At 75.0% G+C, this 25,101-nt stretch carries 20 protein-coding genes; 5 read left to right on the forward strand and 15 right to left on the reverse strand.

Translation table 11 applies throughout. The features are described 5' to 3' along the window. Nucleotides 1–6: 6 nt before the first annotated feature. The 4 genes from folE to AB0B83_RS10590 all read right to left on the reverse strand — a co-directional run bounded on the left by folE (nt 7) and on the right by AB0B83_RS10590 (nt 4,045). The gene (gene folE, locus AB0B83_RS10575) at nt 7–672 is read right to left on the reverse strand and encodes a GTP cyclohydrolase I FolE (protein WP_121401600.1); all 666 of its coding nucleotides are present in this window, start codon (nt 670–672) and stop codon (nt 7–9) included. 38 nt (nt 673–710) lie between these two features. Continuing rightward, on the reverse strand, nt 711–2,735 hold the full coding sequence (ftsH, locus tag AB0B83_RS10580; RefSeq protein WP_132238612.1) for an ATP-dependent zinc metalloprotease FtsH: 2,025 nt from the start codon (nt 2,733–2,735) through the stop codon (nt 711–713). Nucleotides 2,736–3,229: 494 nt separating this feature from the next. Then, a complete protein-coding gene (hpt, locus tag AB0B83_RS10585) occupies nt 3,230–3,805 on the reverse strand; it encodes a hypoxanthine phosphoribosyltransferase (protein WP_151455493.1) in 576 nt (191 codons plus the stop codon). 102 nt (nt 3,806–3,907) lie between these two features. Next, nucleotides 3,908–4,045, reverse strand: coding sequence for a hypothetical protein (locus tag AB0B83_RS10590; RefSeq protein ID WP_357577931.1), 138 nt, complete (start codon nt 4,043–4,045; stop codon nt 3,908–3,910). A gap of 150 nt (nt 4,046–4,195) precedes the next feature. Here AB0B83_RS10590 and AB0B83_RS10595 point away from each other — a divergent pair, with 150 nt between their 5' ends. Further along, nucleotides 4,196–5,152, forward strand: a complete 957-nt coding sequence (locus AB0B83_RS10595; protein ID WP_357577932.1) for a helix-turn-helix domain-containing protein — start codon at nt 4,196–4,198, stop codon at nt 5,150–5,152. Between the two features lie 66 nt (nt 5,153–5,218). Here the strand turns inward: AB0B83_RS10595 and AB0B83_RS10600 are convergent, their stop codons facing one another. From AB0B83_RS10600 to dacB, 4 genes are all read right to left on the reverse strand, one after another. Beyond that, on the reverse strand, nt 5,219–6,859 hold the full coding sequence (locus AB0B83_RS10600) for a gamma-glutamyltransferase family protein (protein WP_357577933.1): 1,641 nt from the start codon (nt 6,857–6,859) through the stop codon (nt 5,219–5,221). Between the two features lie 159 nt (nt 6,860–7,018). Next, the gene (gene tilS, locus AB0B83_RS10605; RefSeq protein WP_357577934.1) at nt 7,019–8,011 is read right to left on the reverse strand and encodes a tRNA lysidine(34) synthetase TilS; all 993 of its coding nucleotides are present in this window, start codon (nt 8,009–8,011) and stop codon (nt 7,019–7,021) included. A 10-nt stretch (nt 8,012–8,021) separates the two neighbouring features. Continuing rightward, nucleotides 8,022–9,092: a zinc-dependent metalloprotease gene (locus AB0B83_RS10610; RefSeq protein ID WP_357577935.1), complete on the reverse strand. Its 1,071-nt coding sequence runs from the start codon at nt 9,090–9,092 to the stop codon at nt 8,022–8,024. Nucleotides 9,093–9,248: 156 nt separating this feature from the next. Beyond that, nucleotides 9,249–10,697: a D-alanyl-D-alanine carboxypeptidase/D-alanyl-D-alanine-endopeptidase gene (dacB, locus tag AB0B83_RS10615; protein ID WP_357577967.1), complete on the reverse strand. Its 1,449-nt coding sequence runs from the start codon at nt 10,695–10,697 to the stop codon at nt 9,249–9,251. Between the two features lie 465 nt (nt 10,698–11,162). On the opposite strand from dacB, the gene AB0B83_RS10620 reads away from it, so the two are divergent. Next, nucleotides 11,163–11,669, forward strand: a complete 507-nt coding sequence (locus tag AB0B83_RS10620; RefSeq protein WP_151455811.1) for an inorganic diphosphatase — start codon at nt 11,163–11,165, stop codon at nt 11,667–11,669. 35 nt (nt 11,670–11,704) lie between these two features. Here AB0B83_RS10620 and eccD read toward each other — a convergent pair whose 3' ends face one another. Continuing rightward, nucleotides 11,705–13,105 carry a type VII secretion integral membrane protein EccD gene (gene eccD / locus AB0B83_RS10625; protein ID WP_357577936.1) on the reverse strand — a complete coding sequence of 467 codons (1,401 nt, stop codon included), beginning with the start codon at nt 13,103–13,105 and terminating at the stop codon, nt 11,705–11,707. Between the two features lie 101 nt (nt 13,106–13,206). On the opposite strand from eccD, the gene eccCa reads away from it, so the two are divergent. From eccCa to AB0B83_RS10640, 3 genes are all read left to right on the forward strand, one after another. Further along, nucleotides 13,207–17,175: a type VII secretion protein EccCa gene (eccCa, locus tag AB0B83_RS10630; RefSeq protein ID WP_357577937.1), complete on the forward strand. Its 3,969-nt coding sequence runs from the start codon at nt 13,207–13,209 to the stop codon at nt 17,173–17,175. 74 nt (nt 17,176–17,249) lie between these two features. Next, on the forward strand, nt 17,250–18,656 hold the full coding sequence (gene mycP, locus AB0B83_RS10635; RefSeq protein ID WP_357577938.1) for a type VII secretion-associated serine protease mycosin: 1,407 nt from the start codon (nt 17,250–17,252) through the stop codon (nt 18,654–18,656). 125 nt (nt 18,657–18,781) lie between these two features. Beyond that, the gene (locus AB0B83_RS10640; RefSeq protein ID WP_357577939.1) at nt 18,782–19,552 is read left to right on the forward strand and encodes a phosphatase PAP2 family protein; all 771 of its coding nucleotides are present in this window, start codon (nt 18,782–18,784) and stop codon (nt 19,550–19,552) included. A gap of 4 nt (nt 19,553–19,556) precedes the next feature. On the opposite strand, the gene AB0B83_RS10645 is transcribed toward AB0B83_RS10640, so the two are convergent. The 6 genes from AB0B83_RS10645 to AB0B83_RS10670 all read right to left on the reverse strand — a co-directional run bounded on the left by AB0B83_RS10645 (nt 19,557) and on the right by AB0B83_RS10670 (nt 25,092). Continuing rightward, the gene (locus AB0B83_RS10645) at nt 19,557–20,735 is read right to left on the reverse strand and encodes a MarP family serine protease (RefSeq protein ID WP_357577940.1); all 1,179 of its coding nucleotides are present in this window, start codon (nt 20,733–20,735) and stop codon (nt 19,557–19,559) included. 63 nt (nt 20,736–20,798) lie between these two features. Continuing rightward, nucleotides 20,799–21,491, reverse strand: a complete 693-nt coding sequence (locus AB0B83_RS10650) for a CoA pyrophosphatase (RefSeq protein WP_311413207.1) — start codon at nt 21,489–21,491, stop codon at nt 20,799–20,801. Nucleotides 21,492–21,632: 141 nt separating this feature from the next. Further along, entirely contained in the window at nt 21,633–22,256 is a 624-nt protein-coding gene (locus AB0B83_RS10655; protein WP_357577968.1) for a TlpA disulfide reductase family protein, read from the reverse strand. Between the two features lie 103 nt (nt 22,257–22,359). Further along, nucleotides 22,360–23,148: an endonuclease III gene (gene nth / locus AB0B83_RS10660; RefSeq protein ID WP_357577941.1), complete on the reverse strand. Its 789-nt coding sequence runs from the start codon at nt 23,146–23,148 to the stop codon at nt 22,360–22,362. A gap of 61 nt (nt 23,149–23,209) precedes the next feature. Further along, nucleotides 23,210–24,373: a CapA family protein gene (locus AB0B83_RS10665; protein ID WP_357577942.1), complete on the reverse strand. Its 1,164-nt coding sequence runs from the start codon at nt 24,371–24,373 to the stop codon at nt 23,210–23,212. A 56-nt stretch (nt 24,374–24,429) separates the two neighbouring features. Continuing rightward, complete coding sequence (locus AB0B83_RS10670) at nt 24,430–25,092, reverse strand: adenosylcobinamide amidohydrolase (RefSeq protein WP_357577943.1); 663 nt, start codon at nt 25,090–25,092, stop codon at nt 24,430–24,432. Nucleotides 25,093–25,101: the final 9 nt, after the last annotated feature.

A 25,101-nucleotide genomic window follows, 5' to 3' on the forward strand; every position in this document is an offset into this window, starting at 1 on the left:
TCGCGGTCAGCGGGGGATGATCAGCGCCATCGCCTCGGCGCGCGACTTGGCGTCACGCTGGAGGGTGCCCCGTACGGCCGAGGTGATGGTCTTGGCACCCGACTTCTGGATGCCGCGCATCGCCATGCACATGTGCTCGCATTCGAGCACCACCACCACGCCGCGCGGCGCGAGCCGCTCCATCAGCAGGTCGGCGATCTGGGAGGTGAGCCGCTCCTGGACCTGCGGCCGGCGGGCGAAGACCTCGACCAGCCGGGCCAGCTTCGACAGGCCGGTGATCCGGCCGTCCGGCCCCGGGATGTAGCCGATGTGGGCGCTGCCCCGGAACGGCAGCAGGTGGTGCTCGCACAGGCTCATCACGTCGATGTCCCGGACGAGCACCAACTCCTCGTGGTTGGCCTCGAAGGTGGTGCTGAGCACCTGGGCCGGGTCGACCCGGAGGCCGGCGAAGAGTTCGGCGTACGCCCGGGCGACCCGGGCCGGCGTCTGCTGGAGCCCGTCGCGGTCCGGGTCCTCCCCGACGGCGATGAGGATCTCGCGGACGGCCTTCTCGATCCGCCCGAGGTCCATGGTCTCCTCGACGGGCCGACCGGTGAGCTTGCCGCTGATCAGGCGCGCGGCGACGTAGTCGAGGGTGTCGTCGCCGTCCGGCTCGGTCGCGGAGACGGCCAGTCCCCGGTGCTCCCGGGAACTGGCCGTCGGGTCCGTGCTCAGTGCGTACCGTCCGAGTTGTTGGAGTTGTTCGAGGTGCCGCCGCCCACCGTCGCCTGGGCGCCGTCGGCCTGGGCCTGCACCTTGAGCGCGTCCTTCTCCGCCGGCGTGAGCACGGGCGGCTCGGTGGAGGGCTGGCGCTTGCCGAAGCCGTTGTACGGCGCCATCGGCGGCCGCTTGGCCACCCGGGCGCAGATCCGGGCCATGTCGGCGGTGGAGAGGGTCTCCTTCTCCATCAGCTCCAGCACGATGTTGTCCAGGACGTCCCGGTATTCCACCAGGATCTCCCAGGCCTCGTCGTGGGCCAGCTCGATCAGCGCCCGCATCTCGCCGTCGATCTCGGCGGCGACGACGTCGGAGTAGTCCCGCTCGTGGCCCATGTTGCGGCCGAGGAACGGCTCGTCGCCGCTGGTGCCGTACTTGATCGCGCCGAGCTTGGAGCTCATGCCGTACTGCGTGATCATCGCGCGGGCCAGCTGGGTGGCCTTCTCGATGTCGTTGCCGGCACCGGTGGTCGGCTCGTGGAAGACCAGCTCCTCGGCGGCCCGGCCACCCAGCGCGTACGCCAGGGTGTCGACCATCTCGGCGCGGGTCTGGGTGTACTTGTCCTCGGTGGGCAGGACCAGGGTGTGGCCCAGTGACCGACCGCGGGACAGGATCGTCACCTTGTGCACCGGCGCGGCGTGCGGCAGCGCCCAGGCGACCAGCGCGTGCCCACCCTCGTGGTACGCGGTGATCTTCTTCTCCTGGTCGCTCATCACCCGGGTCCGGCGCTGCGGACCGGCGATCACCCGGTCGATCGACTCCTCCAGGGAGTCGTTGCTGATCGCCCGCTGGTCCTTGCGGGCGGTGAGCAGCGCGGACTCGTTGATCACGTTGGCCAGGTCGGCACCGCTGAAGCCCGGGGTGCGCCGGGCCACCGCGTCGAGGTCGACGTCGGGGGTGAACGGCTTGCCCTTGGCGTGCACCCGCAGGATCGCCTTGCGGCCCTCCATGTCGGGGGCGTCCACCGGGATCTGCCGGTCGAAGCGGCCCGGGCGCAGCAGCGCCGGGTCGAGGATGTCCGGCCGGTTGGTGGCGGCGATCAGGATGACCCCGCCCTTGGTGTCGAAGCCGTCCATCTCGACGAGCAGCTGGTTGAGGGTCTGCTCGCGCTCGTCGTGACCGCCGCCCATGCCGGCGCCGCGGTGGCGGCCGACGGCGTCGATCTCGTCGACGAAGACGATGGCCGGGGCGTTCGCCTTGGCCTGCTCGAAGAGGTCGCGGACCCGGCTGGCGCCGACACCGACGAACATCTCCACGAAGTCCGAGCCGGAGATCGAGTAGAAGGGCACCCCGGCCTCGCCGGCGACGGCGCGGGCCAGCAGCGTCTTACCGGTACCGGGCGGGCCGAAGAGCAGGACGCCCTTCGGGATCTTGGCGCCCAGGGCCTGGTACTTCGCCGGGTTCTGCAGGAAGTCCTTGATCTCGTGCAGCTCCTCGACGGCCTCCTCGGCGCCGGCCACGTCCGCGAACGTGGTCTTCGGCGTGTCCTTGGTGATCATCTTCGCCTTGGACTTGCCGAAGTTGAGCACCCGGGAGCCGCCGCCCTGCATCTGCGACATGAAGAAGAGCAGCAGGAGCACCAGCAGGGCGATCGGGAGCAGGTTGACCAGCAGGCTCACCCAGATGCTGTCGGACGACACCTCGACGTTGGCCGGGCCGGTGACCCGGTTGTTCGCCTTGGCCTCGAGGACCTCGTTCCAGACCTCGTCGCCGACCTCGTAGGGGAACTGCGCCTCGATCCGGTCGGTGTCGGTGTCACCGAACTTGGCCTTGTCCTTCAGGTCGAGCCGGAGCGTCTGCTCCTTGTCCTGGAAGACGACCTTGTCGATGCCGCCCTTGTTGAGCTGGTCGAGCGCAATGGAAGTGTCCACCCGGTGGTAGCTGGGACCAGCGGTGAACAGTTGACTGAGCACAACGGCGCCGAGGATGACCAGGATGATCCAGACCACCGGTCGGCGGAAGAAACGCGTACGTTCCATGCTGTTGTCGAGCGCCGAGGCGCCCGCATCCTCCTGATCGACGTCCTGACCGTCTGATGGTGTCGCCGCCCTGTGGCGGCGGCCGTAGCCGCCGTGCGGGCCGGCTCGACCCCGAGGCACGGAACTGCCGCGCCGCGGTCATTCGACGGTACACCGTGCACGCGAGGAGTGAGCTTGCGAGCCCCGCAGTCGCGCACAAAGGGAACAGCTGTGCGCGCACCGAGCGAGCTTGCGAACCCCGCGATCGCGCACGATCCGATCATCGTGCGCGCGTGGAGCGCGCTTGCGAGCCCAACAATTACGCGTAGGGCGAACCGGGTCCAGCCGGCGTGACGGGAGCTCCGCGCCCGGCCTCCCGTCCGCCCGGTCCCGCGGTTCGAGGGGTCGGGCGTGGAGGGTGCCTCCACGCCACCGGCCTCTACCGTAGTCCGAATCGCTGAGAGCCCGCTGAACGTCCGCTCGACCGGTGCCGATGGACCGGGCCCGGCGAGGGCTCAGGTCCGGGCGTACACCTCGGGCTTGAGCACCCCGACGTAGGGCAGCTCGCGGTAGCGCTCGCCGAAGTCGAGGCCGTAGCCGACGACGAACTCGGTCGGGATGTCGAAGCCGACGTACTTCACCGGCACCGGCACCTTGACCGCGTCCGGCTTGCGGAACAGCGCGACCACCTCGACGCTCGCGGCCGAGCGGGACTCCAGGTAGCGCAGCAGCCAGGACAGGGTCAGGCCGGAGTCGACGATGTCCTCGACCACGACCACGTGCCGGCCGGCGATGTCCCGGTCGAGGTCCTTGAGGATGCGGACCACCCCGGAGGAGGTGGTGCCCTGGCCGTAGGAGGAGATGGCCATGAAGTCCAGCTCGGCGGGCGGCCCGCTGCGGCCCAGCGCCCGGGCGAAGTCGGCCATGAACATCACCGCGCCCTTGAGGACGCAGACCAGCAGGAGCCCGTCATCGACGTCGGCGTAGTCCGCCGAGACCTGCTTGGCGAGTTCCGCGGTCTTCTCGCGGATCTGCGCCTCGGAGATGATCACGTGGTCGATGTCGGCGTCGTACCAGGAGCCGTCAGCCATGGCTCCTAGCCTGCCGTACGCCGGATGGCCTCCGTCGGCGGGGCCGCCCCTTCTGGGCGCGGTCCCACCCCGGATGAATCCTGACGAAGGCCGCGAACCACCTCAGCAGGCACGCGACCGCCAGCGGCGACCGTCGTCGGACGGCTTCCAGTCGGCCGAGTCCCGGCTGTCGGCGGTGAGGCCGGCGGCCGAGGCCAGGGCGAGGAGGACGAGGAAGAAGAGGAAGAGCAGGATCTCCATGGCGGCGCTCGCTTTCGCATGGTTGCTGTCGTTTTCGCCGCCGGTGCGCACCGGACTGCAACCAGTCTCCGCCGGCCACCGTCACCCGGACAGTGGCAGGAATGCCACTCCCCCTCGATTTCCTGCCAACCGTGCGGTTACCCTCGTCACATGCTCAGATCGGTCGCCGTCCTCGCCCTGGACCAGGTCGCCACGTTCGAGCTCGGGGTCCTCGCCGAGGTCTTCGGGACCGACCGCACCGCCGACGGGTTCCCCGACCACCGCTTCCACGTGTGCAGCCCCGACGGGGCCCCGGTCCGCACCTCGTCGGGCTTCCACCTGACCCCGCACGCCGACCTCGGCCCGATGGAGGAGGCCGACCTGGTCGCCGTCCCGGCCCACCACGGCACCGTCGTGCCCGGCACGGTGCTCGCCGCGCTGCGCCGCGCCGCCGACCGGGGGGCGTACGTGTTCAGTGTCTGCTCCGGCGCGTTCGTGCTGGGCGAGGCCGGCCTGCTCGACGGCCGGGAGTGCACCACCCACTGGCGGTACGTCGACGAGCTGCAACGCCGCCACCCGACCGCCAGGGTCCGCTGCAACTCGCTCTACGTGCAGGACGGCCGGCTGCTCACCAGCGCCGGCACGGCCGCCGGCATCGACGCCTGCCTGCACCTGATCCGCCAGGAGCACGGCTCGGCGACGGCCACCCGGCTGGCCCGCCGGATGGTGGTGCCCCCGCACCGCGACGGCGGGCAGGCGCAGTACATCGAGGCGCCCATCCCCGAGACCCCCGAGGCGCCGACGCTGGAGCCGGTGCTGGAATGGCTGATGGGGCACCTGGACCGCCCGGTCACCGTCGACGAGCTGGCCGCGCGGGCGGAGATGTCGACGCGCACGTTCGCCCGGCGGTTCCGCGCCGAGACCGGCACCACGCCGCACGACTGGCTGACCAACCAGCGGGTGCTGCTGGCCCGGCGGCTGCTGGAGGAGACCGGGCTCAGCGTCGAGGCCGTCGCCGACCGGGCCGGCTTCGGCGACTCGGCGGCGCTGCGGCACCACTTCGCCCGCCGGGTCGGCGCCACCCCGCACACCTACCGGACCACGTTCCGCGAACGCGTGGAGGCCTGAGCCCCGGCCCCACGACATCGGACCGCGGCACCGGGAGCGGGGCCGACGGCACGCCCGGGACTCCGGTCACCAGCCGAGCATCCCCCCGCCCACACGGGGCTCCGAGCCGACCGCGTAGCCACCGTCGGGCAGCCGCCAGATCGCCTGCCCGTGCCCGAAGACCCCCGGCTCCTCCGCGACGGCGATCTCGTGCCCCCGGGCCCGCAACTCGTCGACCGCGGCCCGCCCCTCGGCGGTGGCGACCAGCTCCGACTCGACCAGCACCGACCGGCCGGCGTGCCAGTACCAGCGCGGCGCGTCCAGCGCGGCCTGCGGGTCGAGCCCGCCGTCCAGGGTCGCCGAGACCAGCTGCACGTGCCCCTGCGGTTGCATGTGCCCGCCCATCACCCCGAACGGGCCCACCGGCCGCCCGTCCCGGGTCAGGAAGCCGGGAATGATCGTGTGGTAGGGCCGCTTCGCCGGCCCCACCACGTTGGGGTGGGCGGGGTCGAGCCGGAACCCGAGCCCTCGGTTCTGCAGGGCGAAGCCGTGCCCGGGCAGCATCACGCGGGAGCCGAACGCCAGGTAGGTCGACTGGATCAGGCTGACCATCATGCCGCCGGCGTCGGCGGTGCAGAGATAGACCGTGCCGCCGCGCTCCGGATCGCCGGCCGTCGGCTCCCCGGCCCGCTCGGTGATCAGCGCGCGGCGGGCCGCCGCGTACGCCGGCGAGAGCAGCGCCTCCGTCGGCACCGGCACCCGCTCCGGGTCCGCGACGTGGGCGTGCGCGTCGGCGAAGCCGAGCTTCATCGCCTCGATCTGCCGGTGCAGCCGCTCGGCGAGCGGCAGCCCGGCGAGGTCGCCCCCGTCGAGGATGTGCAGCGCCAGCAGCGCCGCCAGGCCCTGCCCGTTGGGCGGCAGCTCCCAGACCTCGTGGCCCCGGTAGCGGGCGGACACGGGAGTCACCCACGTCGAGGCGTGTCGGGCCAGGTCGTCGCCGGTGAGCAGGCCGCCGGTGCGGGCCGCGTGCTTGGCCAGCGCCTCCGCGATCCCGCCCCGGTAGAAGTCCTCCGCCCCGGTGTCGGCGATCAGCCGCAGGGTCCGCGCCGCGTCCGGGTTGCGCCAGCGCTCCCCGCCCCGGGGCGCCCGGCCGCCGGCCGCGAACACGCGGTCGAACTCGGCGAACTCCGCGCCGGTCGGGCCGGGCGCGGCGAGCGCGCGCGACCAGATCCCCGACACGCCGGGTGAGACCGGGTGGCCGTGCTCGGCGTAGCCGATCGCGTCGGCGAAGAGATCCGCGAAGGGCAGCGAGCCGAACCGGTCGTGCAGGTCGCGCCAGCCGGCCGGGGCGCCGGGGACGGTCACCGGCAGCCAGCCCCGGGCGGGCATCGCCGGCCCGGCCCGCTGCGCGCCGCCCAGGGCGTCGACCGGGGCCGCGCCGGACCCCCCGGTCGCGGCCAGCACCAGCTCGCGGGTCAGGGCCGCGGGGGACCGGCCGGAGGCGTTGAGGCCGTGCAGCCGCTCGCCGTCCCAGACGATCGCGAACAGGTCGCCGCCGATGTCGTTGGACGGGGGCTGCACCACGGTCAGGGTGATCGCGGTGGCGAGGGCCGCGTCGACGGCGTTGCCGCCGCGTCGCAGCACGGCCAGGCCGGCCGCCGCGGCCAGCGGCTGGCTCGTCGCCACCGCGCCGTGCGGCGCGAAGAGCGGCTGTCGGGGGTACGCCATGCGCCATGTCTACCGCCTCCCGGCGGATCCCGCGGCCCCGGAACCGGGCCCCGGGCCGACGGACCGGCGCCACGCCGACGGACCGGCCCCCGGGCCCACGGCCGGCGCCGGATTGACGGCCGGCGCCGGGTCGACGGAGTCACCGTCCGACGGAGCGGATCAGCGGGGGCCGATGGCGGCGAGCCGGCCGTTGCGGCGCAGCACCCGCAGCCCGCCCGGCAGGTGCGCCGCCCCCTGCCCCCGCCAGCCGGTGACCAGGGTGTCCAGCGCGGTCACGTGCCGGTGCGACAGGGCGGCGGGCGGGGCGCCCAACTCCCGCGCCCAGGCGTGCAGCACCCGGCCGCGTACCGCCGGCGTGAGCTCGGCCAGCGCCCGCACCGCGAGCCCGCCGTCGGGATGGCGGACGTCGGCCAGCGCGGCGTCGGCCAGGTCGTCGAGGACGGCGTTGTCCGCCGCCACCAGCCGGGCGGTCCGGGCCAGGTTGTCCAGCACCCCCGGCCCGAGCGCGCGGACCAGGGCGGGCAGCAGGTCGGCCCGGACCCGGGCCCGGGCGTACGACGGGTCGGCGTTGTGCGGGTCCTCCCAGGGGTTCAGCCCGAGCACCGCGCACGCCGTGCGGGTCTGCTCCCGGCCGACCTCCAGCAGCGGGCGCAGCAGCGGCACCCCGTCGAGGTCCCGCCGGGCGGGCATCCCGGCCAGCCCGCGCGGGCCGGCGCCCCGGGCGAGCGCGAGCAGCACGGTCTCCGCCTGGTCGTCGCGGGTGTGCCCGGTGAGCAGGGCCGTCGCCCCGAGCCGGCCGGCCACCTCGGCGAGCGCCAGGTAGCGCGCCTCGCGGGCGGCCGCCTCGGGCCCGCCCGGTCGCCCGGCCACCTCCACCCGCACCGACTCGACCGGGGCCAGCCCGACCTCGCGGGCCCAGGTCACCACCGCCGCGGCCCGTTGCGCCGAGCCCTCCTGGAGGCCGTGGTCGACCGTCACCAGGCCGGCGGCGCGACCCAGCCGGGGCGCCACGAACGCGGTGGCGGCGGCCAGCGCGAGCGAGTCCGCGCCGCCCGAGCAGGCGACCAGCACCGGCCCTCCGGGCGGCAGGTCGGCCAGCGCCCGGCGGACCGCGACCCGGATCGCGGCCACCGGCGGGGCGAGCGCGGCCACGGGCGTACGGTCAGCCGGCGGTCGGGGCCGGGCCGACCGGCCCGTGCACCCGTGCCACCCAGGCCTCCGGGTCTCCCAGCTCCTCCAGCCGGGGCAGGGTGAGCGGCGAGTCGAAGATCTTGTTGAAGCCCGCCATGCCGACCCGGTCCACGACGCCGTGCACGAACTTGCGGCCCTCGGCGTACTGGCGCATCTTGACCTCGATGCCGAGCAGCCGGCGGATGGCCTTCTCCAGCGGGTTGCCGGCCTCCCGGCGCCGGTTGAACGCCGCCCGGATCCGATCCACGCTCGGGACGACCTGCGGGCCGACGCCGTCCATGACGAACTCGGCGTGCCCCTCCAGCAGGGTCATCAGCGCGGTGAGCCGGTCCAGCACGGCCCGCTGCCCCGGGGTCTGGACGATGTCCAGCACGCTGGTGCGGCTCTCCGGGTCCTTCACCGCGTCCGAGAGCGTGGCCACGCCCCGGCGCAGCCGCTCCAGCAGGTGCTCGCCGCCGCTGGACGACGCGTCCACGAAGGCCTGCACCTCGCTGAGGAAGTACGCCCGCATCCACGGCACGGCGGTGAACTGGGTGCGGTGGGTCACCTCGTGCAGGCAGACCCAGAGCCGGAAGTCGCGCGGGTCGGCCCCGAGCTTGCGCTCCACCTCGACGATGTTCGGCGCGACCAGCAGCAACTGCCCCGGGTCGGCGGAGAAGACCTCGTACTGGCCGAGGACCCGGCCGGAGAGGTAGGCCAGCACGGTGCCGGCCTGCACGCCGGTGACCCGGGAGCCGATCGCCTCGGTCAGCGCGCCCGGCTGCTTGTCCTTGGTGAGCCGGCCGACCAGGGGGGTGATCACCTCGCGCAGCCCGGCGATGTTGGTCGCCGCCCAGTCCCGCCGGTCCACCACCCGCACGGGCGGGTGCGACACCTGCGAGCGGAGGCCCGTGTAGTCAGCGACGTGCCCCGCCGCCTCGTCGGTCAACCGCCGCAGGTCACTGACCACGTCGGTGGCCTCGGTGTACGAAACCCGGGGGCCCGACTTGCTCAGCGCCCCCGCGGTCGCGGCGGCCAGATCCCAGTCCACGAACTGCGCCATGCACCCCACCGTACCCGCGCCGCGACACCCCGGCCCGGGCTCGCGCCCGGCGATCGACGCCCGTCCCGCCCGACGCGGTCCCCGTCCGGCCCCGGCACTACGTGACGCCGGTCCCGCTCAGGCCGGCACGCGTCGCCCGTCCCGCGCCAGCGGCGGTCAGCGGCAGCCGCAGCCGGCCAGGGCGGCGCCGATCTGGTCCAGCGCCCCCCGGGCGGCCGTCAGCCCGTCGGGCGGCACCGCGTCGGTGAGCACGGCGAAGGTGAGCAGCCGCCCGTCGGCAGTGCTGACCAGGCCGGCGACGGCGTGCACCTTGGTCAACGTCCCGGTCTTGGCCCGGACCACCCCGGCACCGGCCTTCGTCGCCGCCGTCTCGTAGCGGTCGGCGAGGGTGCCGGACCAGTCGGCGACGGGCAGGCCGCCGAAGATCGCGGCCAGCTCGGGGCGGCTGCCGTCGCCGGCGAGTGCGATCAGGTCGGTGAGCAGCGAGGGGCTGATCCGGTTGCTGCGCGACAGGCCGCTGCCGTCGGCGAGGGTGAGTTCGTCGGCCGGCAGGCCGAGCTCCCCGGCCACGGCGTCCATCGCCGCCCCGGCGCCGGCGAACGAGGCGGGCTGGTTGCGGGCCAACGCGACCTGCCGGGCCAGCGCCTCGGCGACGATGTTGTCGCTGTCGCTGATCATGATGTCGACCAGCCGGACCATCGGCAGCGACTCCACCCTGCCCAGCTCCGCGCCGGGTCCCTGGGCCGCTGCGGGGGTGGTGCCCGCGTCGGCAGCGGGGGTGGAGCCGGCGGGGGCGGTGCCGCGGGCGACCGCGCCGGCCGGCACGCCCAGCAGCCTGGCGAAGGCCCTGCCGGCCGCGAGGTCGGGCTGGGACACCCGCTCGGCCCAGTGGTTGCCGGCCGCCTCGTCCTTCTTCGCGCGGCTCACGTCGCTGCGGGCCCCGTCGGTCATCAGCGCCGTGATCGCCCCGCCGTAGCCGCCGGTGGGGATGTCGTCGTCCCAGCCCGGCTCGAAGAGCGGACCGGAGTAGAGCGACGAGTCGACAGTCACCTTCGTCGGCTTCGTGCCGCCGAGGGCGTCGCGCACCTGACCGGCGAGGTCGTCCAGCCGGGCCGCGCCCGGGTAGAAGCCGTTCTTGTCGACCGCCAGCGTGGGGTCCCCGCCGCCGACGATCACCACCTCGCCCGGTGTCGCGCCGGCCACCGCCCGGGTCGGGATGCGGTACGCCGGACCGCGCGCGGCGAGCACCGTGACGCCGGTGACCAGCTTGGTCACCGAGGCGGGCACCGTGCCGTCGTCCTCGCCCCGGCCGAAGAGCGGCTGGCCGGTGGTCACGTCGGCCACCGAGACGTGGACCCGGTCGCCGAGGGCGGGCACGCCGACGAGCGGGGCGAGCGCGGCGCGTACGCCCTCGGGGGTGGGCATCGGGGCGTTCGCGTCCGCGCCGGCCAGCACCGCCACGGGCGCCGGTTCCGCCGCCGCCTCGGCGGCCCCCCGGTCGGCGGGCTCGGTGCCCAGCCAGTCCGCCACCGGTCCCGGACGGACCACGGCGATCCCGACGGCGGCCAGCACCAGCACGAGCACCGCGGCCAGCACGACGGGCAGGGTCCGGCGGCGGCGGGAGGCCGGCGCGGCGGGGTCGCCCGGGCCGCCGGGGCCGGATGGACCGCCGGGGCCGGCCGGGGTGCCCGGAGCCGTCGGACCGTCAGGACCGGTCGCGGCGTCGGCATCGGCCGGGGCGTCGTCGCCCGGGGGCGGGACCGACGTCAGGGCAGGGTCGCCCGGGGACGCGGGCGGGTGGGGAAGGTAGGGGTCGGGCACCGGGAACCGCCCGGTCGCCTCGCCGGAAGCAGATCCTCCGGTACCCCGTCCAGCGTCGGCATCCGGACGGTAGTGTGAATCTTCCCTCCCCACGGCCCCCTCCTCGCCCCGCGAAAATCTGCTTGGGTGACACTACTTCGGTCCGAACACTATGCGGCGGCCGGAGCCCGCGGGTGGGCATTCACCCGTGCGGGAGCGGCGTGCCGCTGGTTTCCGTTGGCCAGCGTGGGCAAACGAGGGAGCGTGCAGATGGATTTCGACGTGACGGTTGAGATCCCCAAGGGTCACCGCAACAAGTACGAGGTCGACCACGCGACCGGCCGGATCCGGCTGGACCGCACCCTCTTCACCTCCACGCAGTACCCGGCCGACTACGGCTTCATCGAGGGGACACTGGGCGAGGACGGCGACCCGCTGGACGCGCTCGTGCTGGTCCCCGAGCCCACCTTCCCGGGCTGCCTGATCCGGTGCCGCACCATCGGCATGTTCCGGATGACGGACGAGAAGGGCGGCGACGACAAGGTCCTCTGCGTGCCCTACGAGGACCCGCGCCAGGAGCACCTGCGCGACATCCACCACCTCGGCGAGTTCGACCGGCTGGAGATCCAGCACTTCTTCGAGGTCTACAAGGACCTGGAGCCCGGCAAGTCGGTCGAGGGCGCCACGTGGGTGGGGCGGATCGAGGCCGAGGCGGAGATCGTGGCGTCGTACCAGCGCGCCCGGGACGCCGAGGCGCGCGGCGAGTCCACGCACTGACCCGGCACTGACCACCGAACGGGCCCGGGGGCCGCTCAGCCGAGCAGCCCCCGGGCCCGTTCGTACAGGTCGAGCACCGCGCAGGCGACGGGCACCAACGACACCACCAGGGCGGTGTCGGTCAAATCCGCGATCCGGCCGACGTACGGGGAGACCGGGCGGCGGGCGTACGTGGTGCCGGCGACCACCGCCACGAGGGCCAGCGCCAGCCCGCCCACGACCAGCGCGAGCCGGCCGGTCGGGCCGAAGCGGTCGACGAGCACGGCGCCCAGCACGGCGTACCCGGCGAGGCCGGCGGCGACGGTCGGCACCCGGTGGCGCAGGGACACGAACAGCCGGGAGCGGAGCAGCAGCACGGCCGCGGCCACCGCCACCAGCAGCCGGCCGGCCGTCCCGCCGGAGAGGCCCAGCACCACCGCGGCGGCGACCGCCAGCACGGCGTGCCCGAGCAGCATCCCCGTGAGCATCTCCTCGGTGCGGGCCACCGCCGCGTAGACCCGGTCCCGGTCCGGCAGGTCGCGGACCCGGTCGGCGTCGCCCGGCTCGCCGGTGGGCAGGGTGATCGGGGGCAGCGGCACCTTCCCGAGCCGGATGGCCAGCAGCGGCACCGCCCCCACGGCGAAGACCAGCACGCAGAGCAGGATGGCCGCCGTGCCGGCCGGGCTGAGCAGCAGTCCGCCGAGGGCCGCCAGGGCGCCCACGAACCCGGCGGTGGCGCCCGCCACGAAGACCCGCAGCCGGGTGGCGACGCCGACCAGCCCGAGCACCGACACCAGCAGCAGCGCCACCGACCCGGCGAGCAGCTCGGGCGCGCCGACCCAGCGCAGCCCCGGGACCGGCCCGACCGGATCGCCGGAGCTGACCGCCAGGGCGCCGGCCGCCGCCGCGAAGGGCAGGGCGTAGCCGCCCAGGGTCGCGCCGGCAGGCCCGTCCGCGTGGGCACGGGACGCCACCACCCCGGCGAGGGTGAGCAGGAGCGCCACCACGGCGGCGGCCGGCCAGGCCGACCCGTACGCCGGACCGCCGGCCGCCACGGCGAGCAGCCCGACGGCCAGCGGCACGGCGGCCCCGGCGAGGGCGGCGGCCCGGGTGGCGGCGGGTGACCACGCCCCGCCGCGCCGCCGGGCGCCGTCGGCGATCGCCTCGACCACGTCGTCGTACTCCAGCTCGGGCCACTGCGCGCGGGCCGGCACCAGGTGCAGCACCTCGCCGTCGCGGACCCCCTGCGGCAGCAGGGCCTGGGCGGTGGTCAGCACCGCGCCGTCGGTGCGCCGCAGCACCCAGCCGCCGTGCCGCTCGCCGTCGTCGGCGAGCCCCTCGCCGGCGTGCCGCAGCACCTCGGGCAGCAGCTCGGCCAGGGGCACCTGCTCGGGCAGTGCGACGTCGACCCGCCGCTGGGGGGCGCTGATGGTGACCCGGGCCAGCCCGATCGTCATCGACTGATCTCCATGTTCGGCGGGGTTGGTGGCTGCGCGGACGACAGGACTTTACCTACCATGAGCCAGGCTCGGGTTACCGAGCGCTGTCAGGAGGTCGAGTGTCCACTGTCGTCATCAAGCGGCCGCCCCGCCGACCGGCGCCGGAGATCCCGGTGGGTGAGCTGCCGGTGGACGCGCCGCCGGAGATCCCCGCCGTCGCTGGCGGGCGCTGGCAGCAGCTGCTCATGGTGCTGCCCATGCTCGGCGGCACCGTGGCGATGGCGATGATGTTCGGCCGCGGCGGGGGCGCCTACTCGTACGTGGTCGGCGGGATGTTCGGGCTCTCCTCGCTGGCCATGCTGGTGACCTCGTGGGGCAGCGCCTCCGGCACGCCGAAGAAGTCGGAGATGATGGCCGCCCGGCGGGACTACCTGCGGCACCTGACCGTGCTGCGGCGCCGGGTCCGGCAGACCGCCGGGCAGCAGCGCGCCGGGCTCTACTACCGGCACCCGGATCCCGGCCGGCTCTGGTCGACCGTCGACAGCCACCGGGTCTGGGAACGCCGCCCCACCGACCCGGACTTCGCGGTGGTCCGGGTCGCCGTCGGCCCGCAGACCCTCGCCACCCCGCTGGTTCCCCCGGTCACCCGCCCGCTGGAGGAGCTGGAACCGATGACCGCCGGCTCGCTGCGCCGGTTCCTGGACGCATACTCCGTGGTGCCCGACCTGCCGGTGGCGCTCTCGCTGCGCAGCTTCGCCCGCGTCTTCGTACGGGCCGCCGGCCCGGCCGACGACGGCGACGGACCCGCCGCCCAGGCGCTGGCCCGGGCGGTGCTCGCCCAGCTCGCGGTCTTCCACGCCCCGGACGAGCTGCTCGTCGCCGTCTGCGCCGGGCCGGAGCGGCGGGCCGCCTGGGAGTGGGTCAAGTGGCTGCCGCACGCCCACCACCCCACCCGCACCGACGCGCTCGGCCCGGTCCGGCTGGTCACCAGCGCCGGGGCCGAGCTGGAGGGGCTGCTGGACGAGGTGCTGGCCAGCCGGTCCCGGTTCAGCCCCGCCGGCCCGGCCACCGACGGCCCGCACGTGGTGGTGGTGCTCGACGGGGGCGACCTGACCGGCGCCACCGACCTGACCGGCGACGGCGGCATCGACGCGGTCACGATCATCGACCTGGACACCCCGCCGCCGCGCCTGCTGGACCGGTTCGCGCTGCTGCTGGAGCTGCGCGGGGGCCGGCTGCACTCCCACTCCGCCGACGGGCACGCCGAGGTCGGTACGGCGGACCGGCTGGACCTCGTCGACGCGGAGGCCGTCGCCCGGCGGCTGGCCCCGCTGCGGCTGGCCACGGCGGCACGCGGCCCCGACGCCCCGCCGGGCGCGGAGCTGGGCCTGCCCGAGCTGCTCGGCCTCGGCGACCCGGAGAGCTTCACCGCCGAGCAGGGGTGGGCGCCCCGGTCCGCCCGGGAGCGGCTGCGGGTGCCGATCGGGGTGGGCACCGACGGCGGCGCCATCGAGCTGGACCTGAAGGAGTCGGCGCAGGACGGGATGGGGCCGCACGGCCTGCTGATCGGGGCGACCGGCTCCGGCAAGTCCGAGCTGCTGCGCACGCTGGTGCTCGGGCTGGCCGCCACGCACAGCTCGGAGCAGCTCAACTTCGTACTGATCGACTTCAAGGGCGGCGCGACCTTCGCCTCGTTCGACCGGCTGCCGCACACCGCCGCGGTGATCACCAACCTGGCCGACGCGCTGCCGCTTGTCGACCGGATGGTCGACGCCATCAACGGCGAGCTGGTCCGCCGCCAGGAGCTGCTGCGCCGGGCCGGCAACTTCGCGAGCCTGCGCGACTACGAGCGGGCGCGCGCCGCCGGCACCCCGCTCGCCCCGCTGCCGTCGCTACTGCTGATCTGCGACGAGTTCTCCGAGCTGCTCTCGGCCAAGCCCGACTTCATCGACCTGTTCGTGCAGATCGGCCGGCTGGGCCGGTCGCTCGGCGTGCACCTGCTGCTGGCCTCGCAGCGGCTGGAGGAGGGCCGGCTGCGCGGCCTCGACACCCACCTGTCGTACCGGATCGGGCTGCGGACCTTCTCGGCGCTGGAGTCCCGCACTGTGCTCGGGGTGCCGGACGCGCACGAGCTGCCCCGCTCCCCCGGCCACGGCTACCTGCGCTTCGGCACCGAGCCGCTGGTGCGGTTCAAGGCCGCGTACGTCTCGGGGGCGCTGCGCCGGCGCGGTGCGGCACCCGGCGCGGGCGGCACCGGGGCGCCGCGCCTGCTCGCCTTCTCCACCCATTTCGTGCCCAAGCCGGAGCCGGTCGGGCCGCCCGCCCTGCCCGCGACGGCCGACGAGGGCGGCACGGAGAGCCTGCTGGAACTGATGGTCGACCGGCTCGCCGGGCAGGGGCCGCCCGCCCACCAGGTCTGGCTGCCCCCGCTCGGCCGGGCGCCCGCGCTGGACGAGCTGCTCGGACCGGTCGGCGTGGACCCGGCGCGCGGTCTCACCTTCGGCAACCCGGAGCTGCACGGCGCGCTCCAGGTGCCGGTCGCGGTCGTCGACAGGCCCTTCGAGCAGCGCCGCGACGCGCTCTGGCTGGCGCTGGACGGCGCCGCCGGCCACGTCGCGGTGGTCGGCGGCCCGCAGAGCGGCAAGTCGACCGCGCTGCGCACGCTGATCTGCGCCCTGGCACTCACCCACACCCCGACCGAGGTGCAGGTCTACTGCCTCGACTTCGGGGGCGGCGGGCTGGCCGCGCTGCGCGACCTGCCGCACGTCGGCGGGGTCACCGGCCGCGCCGACCCGACGGCCGTCCGGCGTACGGTCGGCGAGATCGCGACCCTGCTTGTCGACCGGGAACAGCGCTTCGCCGAGCTGGGCGTGGAGTCGATGGCCGCCTGGCGGCAGCGCCGGGCCGCGCTCGCGGGCACCGGCCAGCCCGGGGCCGACCCGTTCGGCGACGTGTTCCTGGTGGTGGACGGCTGGGCCACGCTGCGCGGCGAGTACGACGACCTGGAGCCCCTGATCACCGACCTGGCCACCCGGGGGCTGTCGTACGGGGTGCACGTGGTGGCGACGGCGGTGCGTTGGCTGGACTTCCGGCCGGCGATCCGGGACCTCTTCGGTTCCCGGCTGGAGCTGCGCCTCGGCGACCCGGCCGACTCGCTGGTGGCCCGCCGGGCGGCGGCGAACGTGCCGGAGAAGACCCCCGGCCGGGGCGTCACGGCGGAGAGCCTGCACTTCCTCACCGCGCTGCCGCAGCTCGCCGCCTCGGGCGGGGACACCACGGATCTGGTCAAGCAGTCCGCCGGGGGCTGGGCCGGCCCGGTCGCGCCCCCGGTGCGGCTGCTCCCGCCGGTGCTCCCGTACGTCGAACTGGACCTGGCCGCGGCCACCGGGCTGGGCATCCCGGTGGGGATCGCCGAGGCGGACCTGCGCCCGGTGGTGCTGGACTTCGCCACCGAGCCGCACTTCGTGGTCTTCGGCGACGCCGAGTGCGGCAAGTCGTCGTTCCTGCGCGCGCTGGCCACCTCGATCATGACCCGGTTCACCCCGGAGCAGGCCCGGGTCATCCTGGTCGACTACCGCCGCAGCCTGGTGGACCTGACCGAGTCGGCGTCGCCGCACCTGATCGGCTACGGCTCCGCCGCGGCGCACACCACCGACCTGGTCGAGTCCGCCGCCGGCTACATGGCGGGGCGGGTGCCCGGGCCCGACGTCACGCCCGCGCAGCTGCGGCAGCGGTCGTGGTGGTCCGGGCCGGAGCTGTTCGTGCTGGTCGACGACTACGACCTGGTCGCCGGCGGGCCGTCCAACCCGCTGCGCGCCCTGGAGGAGCACCTGCCGCACGCCCGGGACGTCGGGCTGCACCTGGTGCTCGCCCGCCGGTCGGGCGGTGCCGGCCGGGCCCAGTACGAGCCGCTCGTTCAGCGCCTGCGCGAACTGTCCACCTCGGGGCTGGTGATGGCGGGCAGCCCGGAGGAGGGGGCGCTGGTCGGCCCGGTCCGGCCCGGTCCGCTGCCCCCGGGGCGCGGCCGGCTGGTCACCCGGCGCGAGGGCGTACGCCTCGTCCAGTTGGCCCATCTGCCGCCGCCGTGACCGGTGTCCCGGGAACGCCCCGCAAGGCGGCGAGGAACCGGTAATCTCCGATCGTCATGTTTGCGTCGCGATGAATGCCTGAGGATGTGACGACCGTGCGGCACAGCTGTCCGCCAGCGGCTCGGCGGATCGCCGGACGTACGTTGCTCGGTCTGGCGGCCGCCGTCGTGTCGGTCGCGGGTCCGGTCACGGCGGCCGACGCCGCCCCTCCGCAGCCCGCCGCCCGGCCGGTCCTCGACCCGCCGGCCGTCGTAGTCCCGGTGGCGCTCGCGGCGCCCGACAGCAAGAACCGCCCCGACCAGGTCCGCGACGAGCAGTGGCAGCTCGACGTGTTGCAGGCGAAGACCGCGTGGCGCAGCTCGACCGGGCGGGGGGTCACCGTCGCGGTGATCGACTCCGGCGTGGACGCCGCCCATCCCGACCTGGCCGGCCAGGTGCTGCCCGGCCTCGACCTGGTCGCGCCCCGGGGTGCCGCCGGCGACCCCGATCCGGTCGGCCACGGCACCACCGTGGCCGGGCTGATCGCCGGCCGCAACGACGACGCGCGGGGGGCCGTCGGCCTGGCGCCGGACGCCCGGATCCTCCCGGTGCGCGTCCTCGACGCCGAGAACCGCTACGACGACGCCCTGATCGTCGCGAAGGGCGTGCGCTGGGCCGTCGACAACGGCGCCCGCGTGATCAACCTGTCGCTCGGCGGCAGCGGCGACAGCCCCGCCCTGGCGGCGGCGCTCGACTACGCCTTCGCCCGGGACGTCGTCGTGGTCGCCTGCACCGGCAACCTGGGCAACTCGTCCAACGCGAAGGTCTGGTACCCGGCCCGCGAGCCGGGCGTCATCGCGGTCGCCGGGTCGGAGCGCGACAGCGACAACCTCTGGTCCGGTTCGATCACCGGGCGGGCCACCGTGCTCACCGCCCCCGCTACCGGCCTGGTCGGGGCCCGGCCGGGCGGCTACTGGCGGGTGCAGGGCACCAGCTTCGCGGCGCCGCTGGTCGCCGCCACCGCCGCCCTGGTGCGGGCCCGCTACCCGGAGATGTCCGCCGGCGACGTCGTCAACCGGCTGCTCGCCACCGCCCGCGACATCGGCCCCACCGGCCGGGACGACCGTTTCGGGTACGGCATGGTCGACCCGGTCGCCGCGCTCGACGCCGAGGTGAGTCCCGTGGGCCGCAACCCGCTGGACGACGAGTCCTCGCCGGGCGTGGTCGGGTTCGGCCCGGCCCCGGGGGCGGCGCAGCCCGACGTCGCGGGGGTCGGCGGCGACCCGCGCGGCTTCACGGTGCCCCGCCAGCAGTCCCGGTGGGCGGCGCAGCCGGCCGGCGCGCAGGAGGAGACCACGCCGGAGCAGCTGTGGACCGGGGCCGCGTTCTTCGTCGCGCTGCTGACCGGGGCGGCGTTGATGGTGCGCCGCTTCCGCCAGTGGACCCCGCTGGCCTCGCCCCGGCGCACCACCGGGCCGTGGCGTCGCCCGCCGGCGCCCTGAACGGCCGGTCCGGTCGTCGTCGCCCTGCCGGGAGGAGCCGCCGTCGCCCCGCGCGGGCAGACCGGCACCGGGTGGACGCCCCCGAACGGGTCTGAGCGGGCCGCGTCCCGGGTAGGGCCACTGTCATGAGCCCGTCCGGCCCACGTACCCTCGCCGCCCCGCCGCGCTCCTCGTGGCGGGGCCGCCGCCTGCACCCGGACCACGCCCGGGGCCTGCGGCTGACCCTCGCCGCGGCTGCCGCGTTCCTGGTCGCGGTGCCGTTCACGCTGCTGGCCGTCCTGGTCCTGGGAGACTGGTCCCCGCTGCGCCGGCTGGACACGGCGGTCACCGACGCGCTGGTCGGCTACGCCGCCGACCACCCGGCGTGGGTACGCCTGATGACCCTCTGGACCGACGTGTTCGCCCCGATGCCGCTACGCGTCGGCGCCCTCGTCCTGGTCCTCTGGCTGGCCCGCCGGGGTGCCCGGCAGCTGGCGGTCTGGGTGGCCGTCACCATGACTGTCGGCGGCCTGCTCAGCCCGCTGCTCAAGCTGCTCGTCGGTCGGCCCCGGCCGGACCTGCCGGACCCGGTGGCCGAGGCGCCCGGCCTGGCCTTCCCGTCCGGGCACGCGCTCAACGCCGCCCTCGCCGCCGGGGTGCTGCTGGTGGTGTTCCTCCCGTACGCCCGGCCGGCCGGGCGCCGGGTGGTGTGGACGGCCGCCCTGCTGCTCGCCCTGGTGACCGGATTCAGCCGGGTGGCCCTCGGCGTGCACTGGACCAGCGACGTGCTGGCCGGCTGGCTGCTCGGCGCGGCCGTGGTGGCCGCGACCGCCGCCGCCCTCACCGTCTGGCGGGCCGACCCGCCCGGGCGCCCGGCGCCGCCCACGGGTCACGGGCCGACGGGTACGGGGAGCTGACCGGTCAGGTGCACTCGCCGGTGCCGACGGCGCGGGTGCGCTCGGCGCCGGCGAGGGCGACGGGACGGGCCTCGGCCGCGGTCACCGCGAAGCCGGTGTTCGGATCGTCGGCCGCCGCCGCGAAGATCACCCCGAGCACCAGCCCGTTCGACGAGACCAGCGGGCCACCGGAGTTGCCGCTCTGCACGAGCGCCCGGATCGTGTAGACCTCCCGGGTCACGTTGCCGCCGGAGTAGATGTCCGGCCCGGTGATCCGGTCGACGTCCCGGATCCGCGCCGACTGGGCGTTGTACGGCCCGTCGAGCGGGAAGCCCAGCACGATCGCGTCGGCGCCGCTGCCCGCGTTGCCGGCCGCGAAGCGCATCGACGGGCCGGGCAGCCCGGGCACGTGCAGGACGGCCAGGTCCCGGTCGGGGTCGTAGACGACCACCTTGCTGTCGTACCGCTCGCCGTTCAGCTCGACGACGGTGGACCGGGTGCCGGCGACGACGTGCGCGTTGGTCATCACCCGGTCGTCGGCGTAGACGAAGCCGGAGCCCTCGATCCGGCGCGAGCAGCTCGGGGCGGAGCCGAGCACCTTGACCACCGAACGCTGGCTGTTGACCACCACCTGCGAGCCGGCGAGCGCCGGATCCGGCGGGGACACCTGACGGGCGCGGGTGGGTGCCAGGTCGCCGAAGACGTCGGGGAAGCCGTTGGTGTCGACGGTGTCCCGCAGCGCCGTGGAGAGCTGCTGCGCCTGGTCGGGCAGGACCCGGTCGACCACGGTGAGCAGCGCGCTGTTGCGCACCGAGGAGGCCAGCCAGGGCAGCGACGACGAGCCGAGCGGCACCGCGACGAGCCAGGCGACCAGCAGGACGGCGAAGAGCGAGACGAACGCCCCGCCGACGTCGTCGACCCGCTTGGCGACGTCATTGGTGATCGTCTTGCGCAGGTGCGATCCGATCCAGCCGGCGAGCGCCTGGCCGACCACCGCCAGCCCGAAGATCGCCACCAGGGAGATCAGCACCCGGGTGCCGCTGTCGACGAACTGCTGTGCCAGCAGCGGCCCCAGCTGGAGGCCCACCAGCGCGCCCAGGAAGAAGCCGGAGAACGACAGCACCCCGATGACGAAGCCCTGGCGGTATCCGCTGATCGCGAACACGAGCATGAGCAGCAGCAGTACGAGATCCACGGCGGACACGCGTCAAGCGTACGGGCACCGGGCTCGCGAGATGACCATCGCTTGCGGAAGGTGACCGTCCGGTCAGCGCACCGGGGTCTCGTCGACCGCGTCGGTGCCGGCCGAGGGCGCCGGGGTGGCCCCGGTCGGCGGCAGGTCCACGACCCGGTCGCGGGGCCACGGCCGGGCCCAGCCGCCCATGTCGAGCAGGGCGGCCAGCACCCCGGCGGTGAAGCCCCAGACCAGCATCCCGCGCGCCGAGAAGGCCGGGCCGATCCAGCCGCTCGGGTGGCGGACCCGCATCCGGTTCGCCGGGTCGACCAGCTCGGCGACCGGCAGCCGGGCCACGTGCGCCACCTCGGCCGGCTCCCGGGGGTGCACCGGGTGCGGCGCGTGCCACCAGGCGAGCACCGGGGTGACCACGAAGTCGCTGACCGGGATCCAGAGCTTCGGCAGCTCCGCCAGGACGGTGACGCTTGTCGGGTCGAGGCCGACCTCCTCGTTCGCCTCACGCAGGGCGGTCGCCCGGGCGTCGGCGTCCTCCGGGTCGGCCGCGCCGCCGGGGAAGGCGGGCTGCCCGGCGTGGTTGCGCAGGGTGGCCGCCCGCTGGAGGATCAGCACGTCCGGGCCGGCGCCGGGCTCCTCGCCGAGCAGCACCAGCACCGCGCTCTCCCGCCCCCCGCTCTCCGGGGTGACCAGCCGGGTGAAGTCCTCGCTGCGCGCGCTGCCGAGCCGGGTCAGCAGCGGGTCGAACCAGCCCGGCGGACGCCGGCTCACGCCCGCACCCCCGCGCCCCGCCGGTGGCCCGTGCCCGCGGGCCAGCGCCCCGAACGCACAGCGCGGCTCACGCCCGCACCCCCGCGCCCCGCCGGTGGCCCGTGCCCGCACCCCCGCGCCCCGTCGCGCGTGCCGGACGGCTCATGCCGGCACCGTCACGCCGAGGTGCTGGCGGACCAGGTCCGCCAGCCGGGCGTCGTCGAGGGCGCCGCTGGAGTCGATGTGCCGGATGCGGCCCTGCCCGTCGACGAAGACGGTCAGGGGGATGGCCTTGCGGTTCAGCTCCCGCTTCAGGCGCTCACCCTGGTCGACCAGCACCGGGAAGCGGACGCCGAAGTCCTCGCCGATGGCCTGGGCCGCCTCGCGGCCGTCCTGGTTGTTGACCCCGACCACCTGGAGCTGGCCGGCGGCCCGCTGGCTGAGCCGCTGGAAGGCGGGCAGCTCCTTGCGGCAGGGCGGGCACCAGGAGGCCCAGACGTTGATCACCGCCGGACCGCGCAGGTCGCGCAGGGCGACCGGGGCGCCGCCGGTGAAGCAGTTCAGGGTCAGCTCGGGCAGCGCCTGGCCCCCGCCCCCGGACGGGGCGGCGGGTGCGGCGGACGCGGGCGGCGTACCGAGGGCGGAGCAGTCCTGGAAGGGAGACGGCCGGCTGGCGGCGGCCTTCTGCCGGTCGGTGGGGCCCGGGTCCTTCTCCTCGGCGCCGGCGGTGCACCCCGCGACGGCCAGCAGCACGGGTACGAGCAGGGCGGCGAGCCGGCGCTTCACCGGTCGCGACTGCGGGGCTCGCAACACCGGCTCACTCCTCGCGCTCACAGCGATACCTCGGTTCGCGACTGCGGGGCTCGCAACACCGGCTCACTCCTCGCGCTCACGGTGCCTCCGCCACGACGGCCTGGACCGGCACCAGCTCCGGGTCGACCCCGGCCGCCACCGCCAGGTCCCGGGCCCGGGGGCCCTTGAGCAGCTTCGCGGCCGCCGCCGACTCGGTCGGACCGGTGCCGTACGACGGGCACAGCTTCGTCAGCGTGCACGCGCCGCAGGCCGGCTTGCGGGCGTGGCAGACCCGCCGGCCGTGGAAGATGATGCGGTGCGACAGCATGGTCCAGTCGCGCCGGGGGAAGAGCGCCCCGATCGCGTGCTCGATCTTGACGGGGTCGGTCTCGGCGGTCAGCCGCCAGCGCTGGACCAGCCGCTGGAAGTGCGTGTCGACGGTGATCCCGGGGACGTCGAAGGCGTTGCCGAGGATGACGTTGGCGGTCTTGCGGCCGATGCCGGGCAGCGTCACCAGGTCGGCGAGCTTGCCGGGGACGCGGCCGTCGTACCGCTCCACGAGGGCCTGGCCGAGCTTGATCAGCGAGTCGGTCTTGTTACGGTAGAAGCCGGTGGGCCGGATCAGCTCCTCCAGCTCCGCCCGGTCCGCCCCCGCGTAGTCGGCCGCGCTCGGGTAGCGGGCGAAGAGCTTCGGGGTGACCTCGTTGACCTTCTTGTCCGTGCACTGCGCGGAGAGGATCGTCGCGACGGCCAGCTCCAGGGCGTTGGAGTGGTCCAGTTCACAGTGCGCGTCAGGGTGGGTGTCGGTCAGCGCCCGGCCGATCCGGCGGGCGCGACGGGTGCGCCCGAGGTCGGTCTCGGTGAAGCCGGAGGAACTCGTGGTCACGCCGGCCAGCCTACGTCGCCCGGCCGACGGTCGGCCGGGTCCACGCGCCGCGCCGCCCCGGTCAGCCGCCCTGCGGCGCGCTGATCTCGCCGGAGTCGTCGAAGCCGGCGCCGGTCTCCGGGAAGTCGCTCTTGGTGAGCTGCTTCATCAGGCCCAGCCCGCGGTCGTCCTTGTCCATGGTCGGCTTGCCGATGGAGTTCATGTACGTCGAGACGAACGAGCCGCCGGCCCAGCTCCCGTCCGGCTTCAGCGAGACCTTCAGCACCCCGCCCCAGCCGAGCCGGCCGGCGTTGCTCAGCGAGTTTCCCCCACCGGCGAAGTTGCCCAGGCTGTACGCGATCAGCCGGCCCTTGTAGAACTCCATGCCGCGCAGCACGTGCGGGCCGTGCCCGACGATCAGGTCCGCCCCGGCGTCGATCATCGCCTTCGAGAACTTGACCGGGTCGCCCCGGTTCTCGCCGAGGAACATCTCGGTGCCGGGCCGCACCCGCGTCTTCTCGGAGCCCTCGCCGCCCATGTGCACCTGCACCACCACGATGTCGGCCATGCCGGCCGCCTTGGTGATCACCTTCTTCGCGGCGGCGATGTCGGTGAGGCTGTTGGACCAGACGTACGACGAGAAGCCGGCGACCGCGACCTTGACCCCCTTGACGTCGACCACGGTGATCTGGTCGGGCGCCCCGGTGTGCGCGAGGTCGTACTTCTCCAGTGCCTTCTGGGTGTTCTCGTAGCCCTTCGGCCCGAAGTCGTAGCCGTGGTTGTTGGCCTGGTTGAGCAGGTCGAAGCCCGCGTCGCGCAGGTGCGCGGCGTACTCCGGCGGGGCCCGGAACTGGAAGCAGCGGGTCGAGTTCGGGCCGCACTTGCCGGTGCCGGTGTCGACGGTGAGTGGCTCCTCCAGGTTGCCCATCACCAGGTCGGCGGCGAGCGCCTTCTCGACCGAGTCGAAGAAGCCCTTCCCGCCGTTGGGGGGCAGCCGGTTCGGCGCGTTGCCCATGATGATGTCGCCGGTCGCCGAGAGCGAGATCGCCTGCTCGGCGGGCGGTGTGGTGCTCGTGGGCTCGCCGGAGCGGACCGGGGCGCCGGTGTTGCCGCCGCCCGCGCCGGGCTGCCAGACCGCGTCGGACCCGGACCCGGGACCTCCGCAGCCGGCGGTGAGCAGGACGGCGAGCAGTCCGCCGAGGGCGAGTGCGGCCCGGCGACGCGGAGAGGAGGCGGCAGCGTACATCGAGCGCGACCTTATCGGGTGGGCAACGCCGAAACGAGGGCCGATCGGACGGAGTCTCAGCCCACCAGTCGGTCCGACCACGGGACCACGGTGCCCGCCCCGCCGGCCGTCACGGCGGCGTGCACGGCCCGGGCCAGCGGGGCGCCCCAGGTGGAGCGCGGTCCGCCGTACGCCGACTCGGGGCCGTCGACCGGGCAGAGCACGGTGACCGCGTCCGTCGGGGTGCCGGTGCCCGGCACGCCCAACTCGGCGATCGCCTGCGCCTTCGCCTCGGTGGCGGTGGCCACCGCGTTGACGAGGGCGGCGTCGCCGAGCCGGGCCGGGACGTACACGACGATGTTGACGGTGCCGACGCGCTGGGCCAGCGCCGCCGGGGCGGGCTCTGCCGCCCGGACCGGGGTGCCCAGGCCGACCGTCGCCCAGACCCGCACGCCGGTGTCCGTCCGGGCGACCACCTCGGCGACGTCCACCCCGGTCAGCAGGCCCACCCCGGGCCCGTCGAGGTCGAGCCGGTCGGCCAGTTCGGCCAGGTGGTCGGCGGGGTCGTCCCGGTCGTACGACATGGGCACGGTCGCGTTGACGACCCAGTGCCGGACGCCGATCCCGCCGCCCAGCGGCGCGGAACTGACCGCGCGCAGCGGGCGGTCGGCGCGCCAGAACAGCAGCGGAACGTCCCGACCGCCCTCCTGGCGGGCGGTCAGCACGGGTTCACTCAGCACGTGGTGACC

The organism is Micromonospora sp. NPDC049060, assembly GCF_040649055.1.
GTDB lineage: Bacteria > Actinomycetota > Actinomycetes > Mycobacteriales > Micromonosporaceae > Micromonospora > Micromonospora reichwaldensis.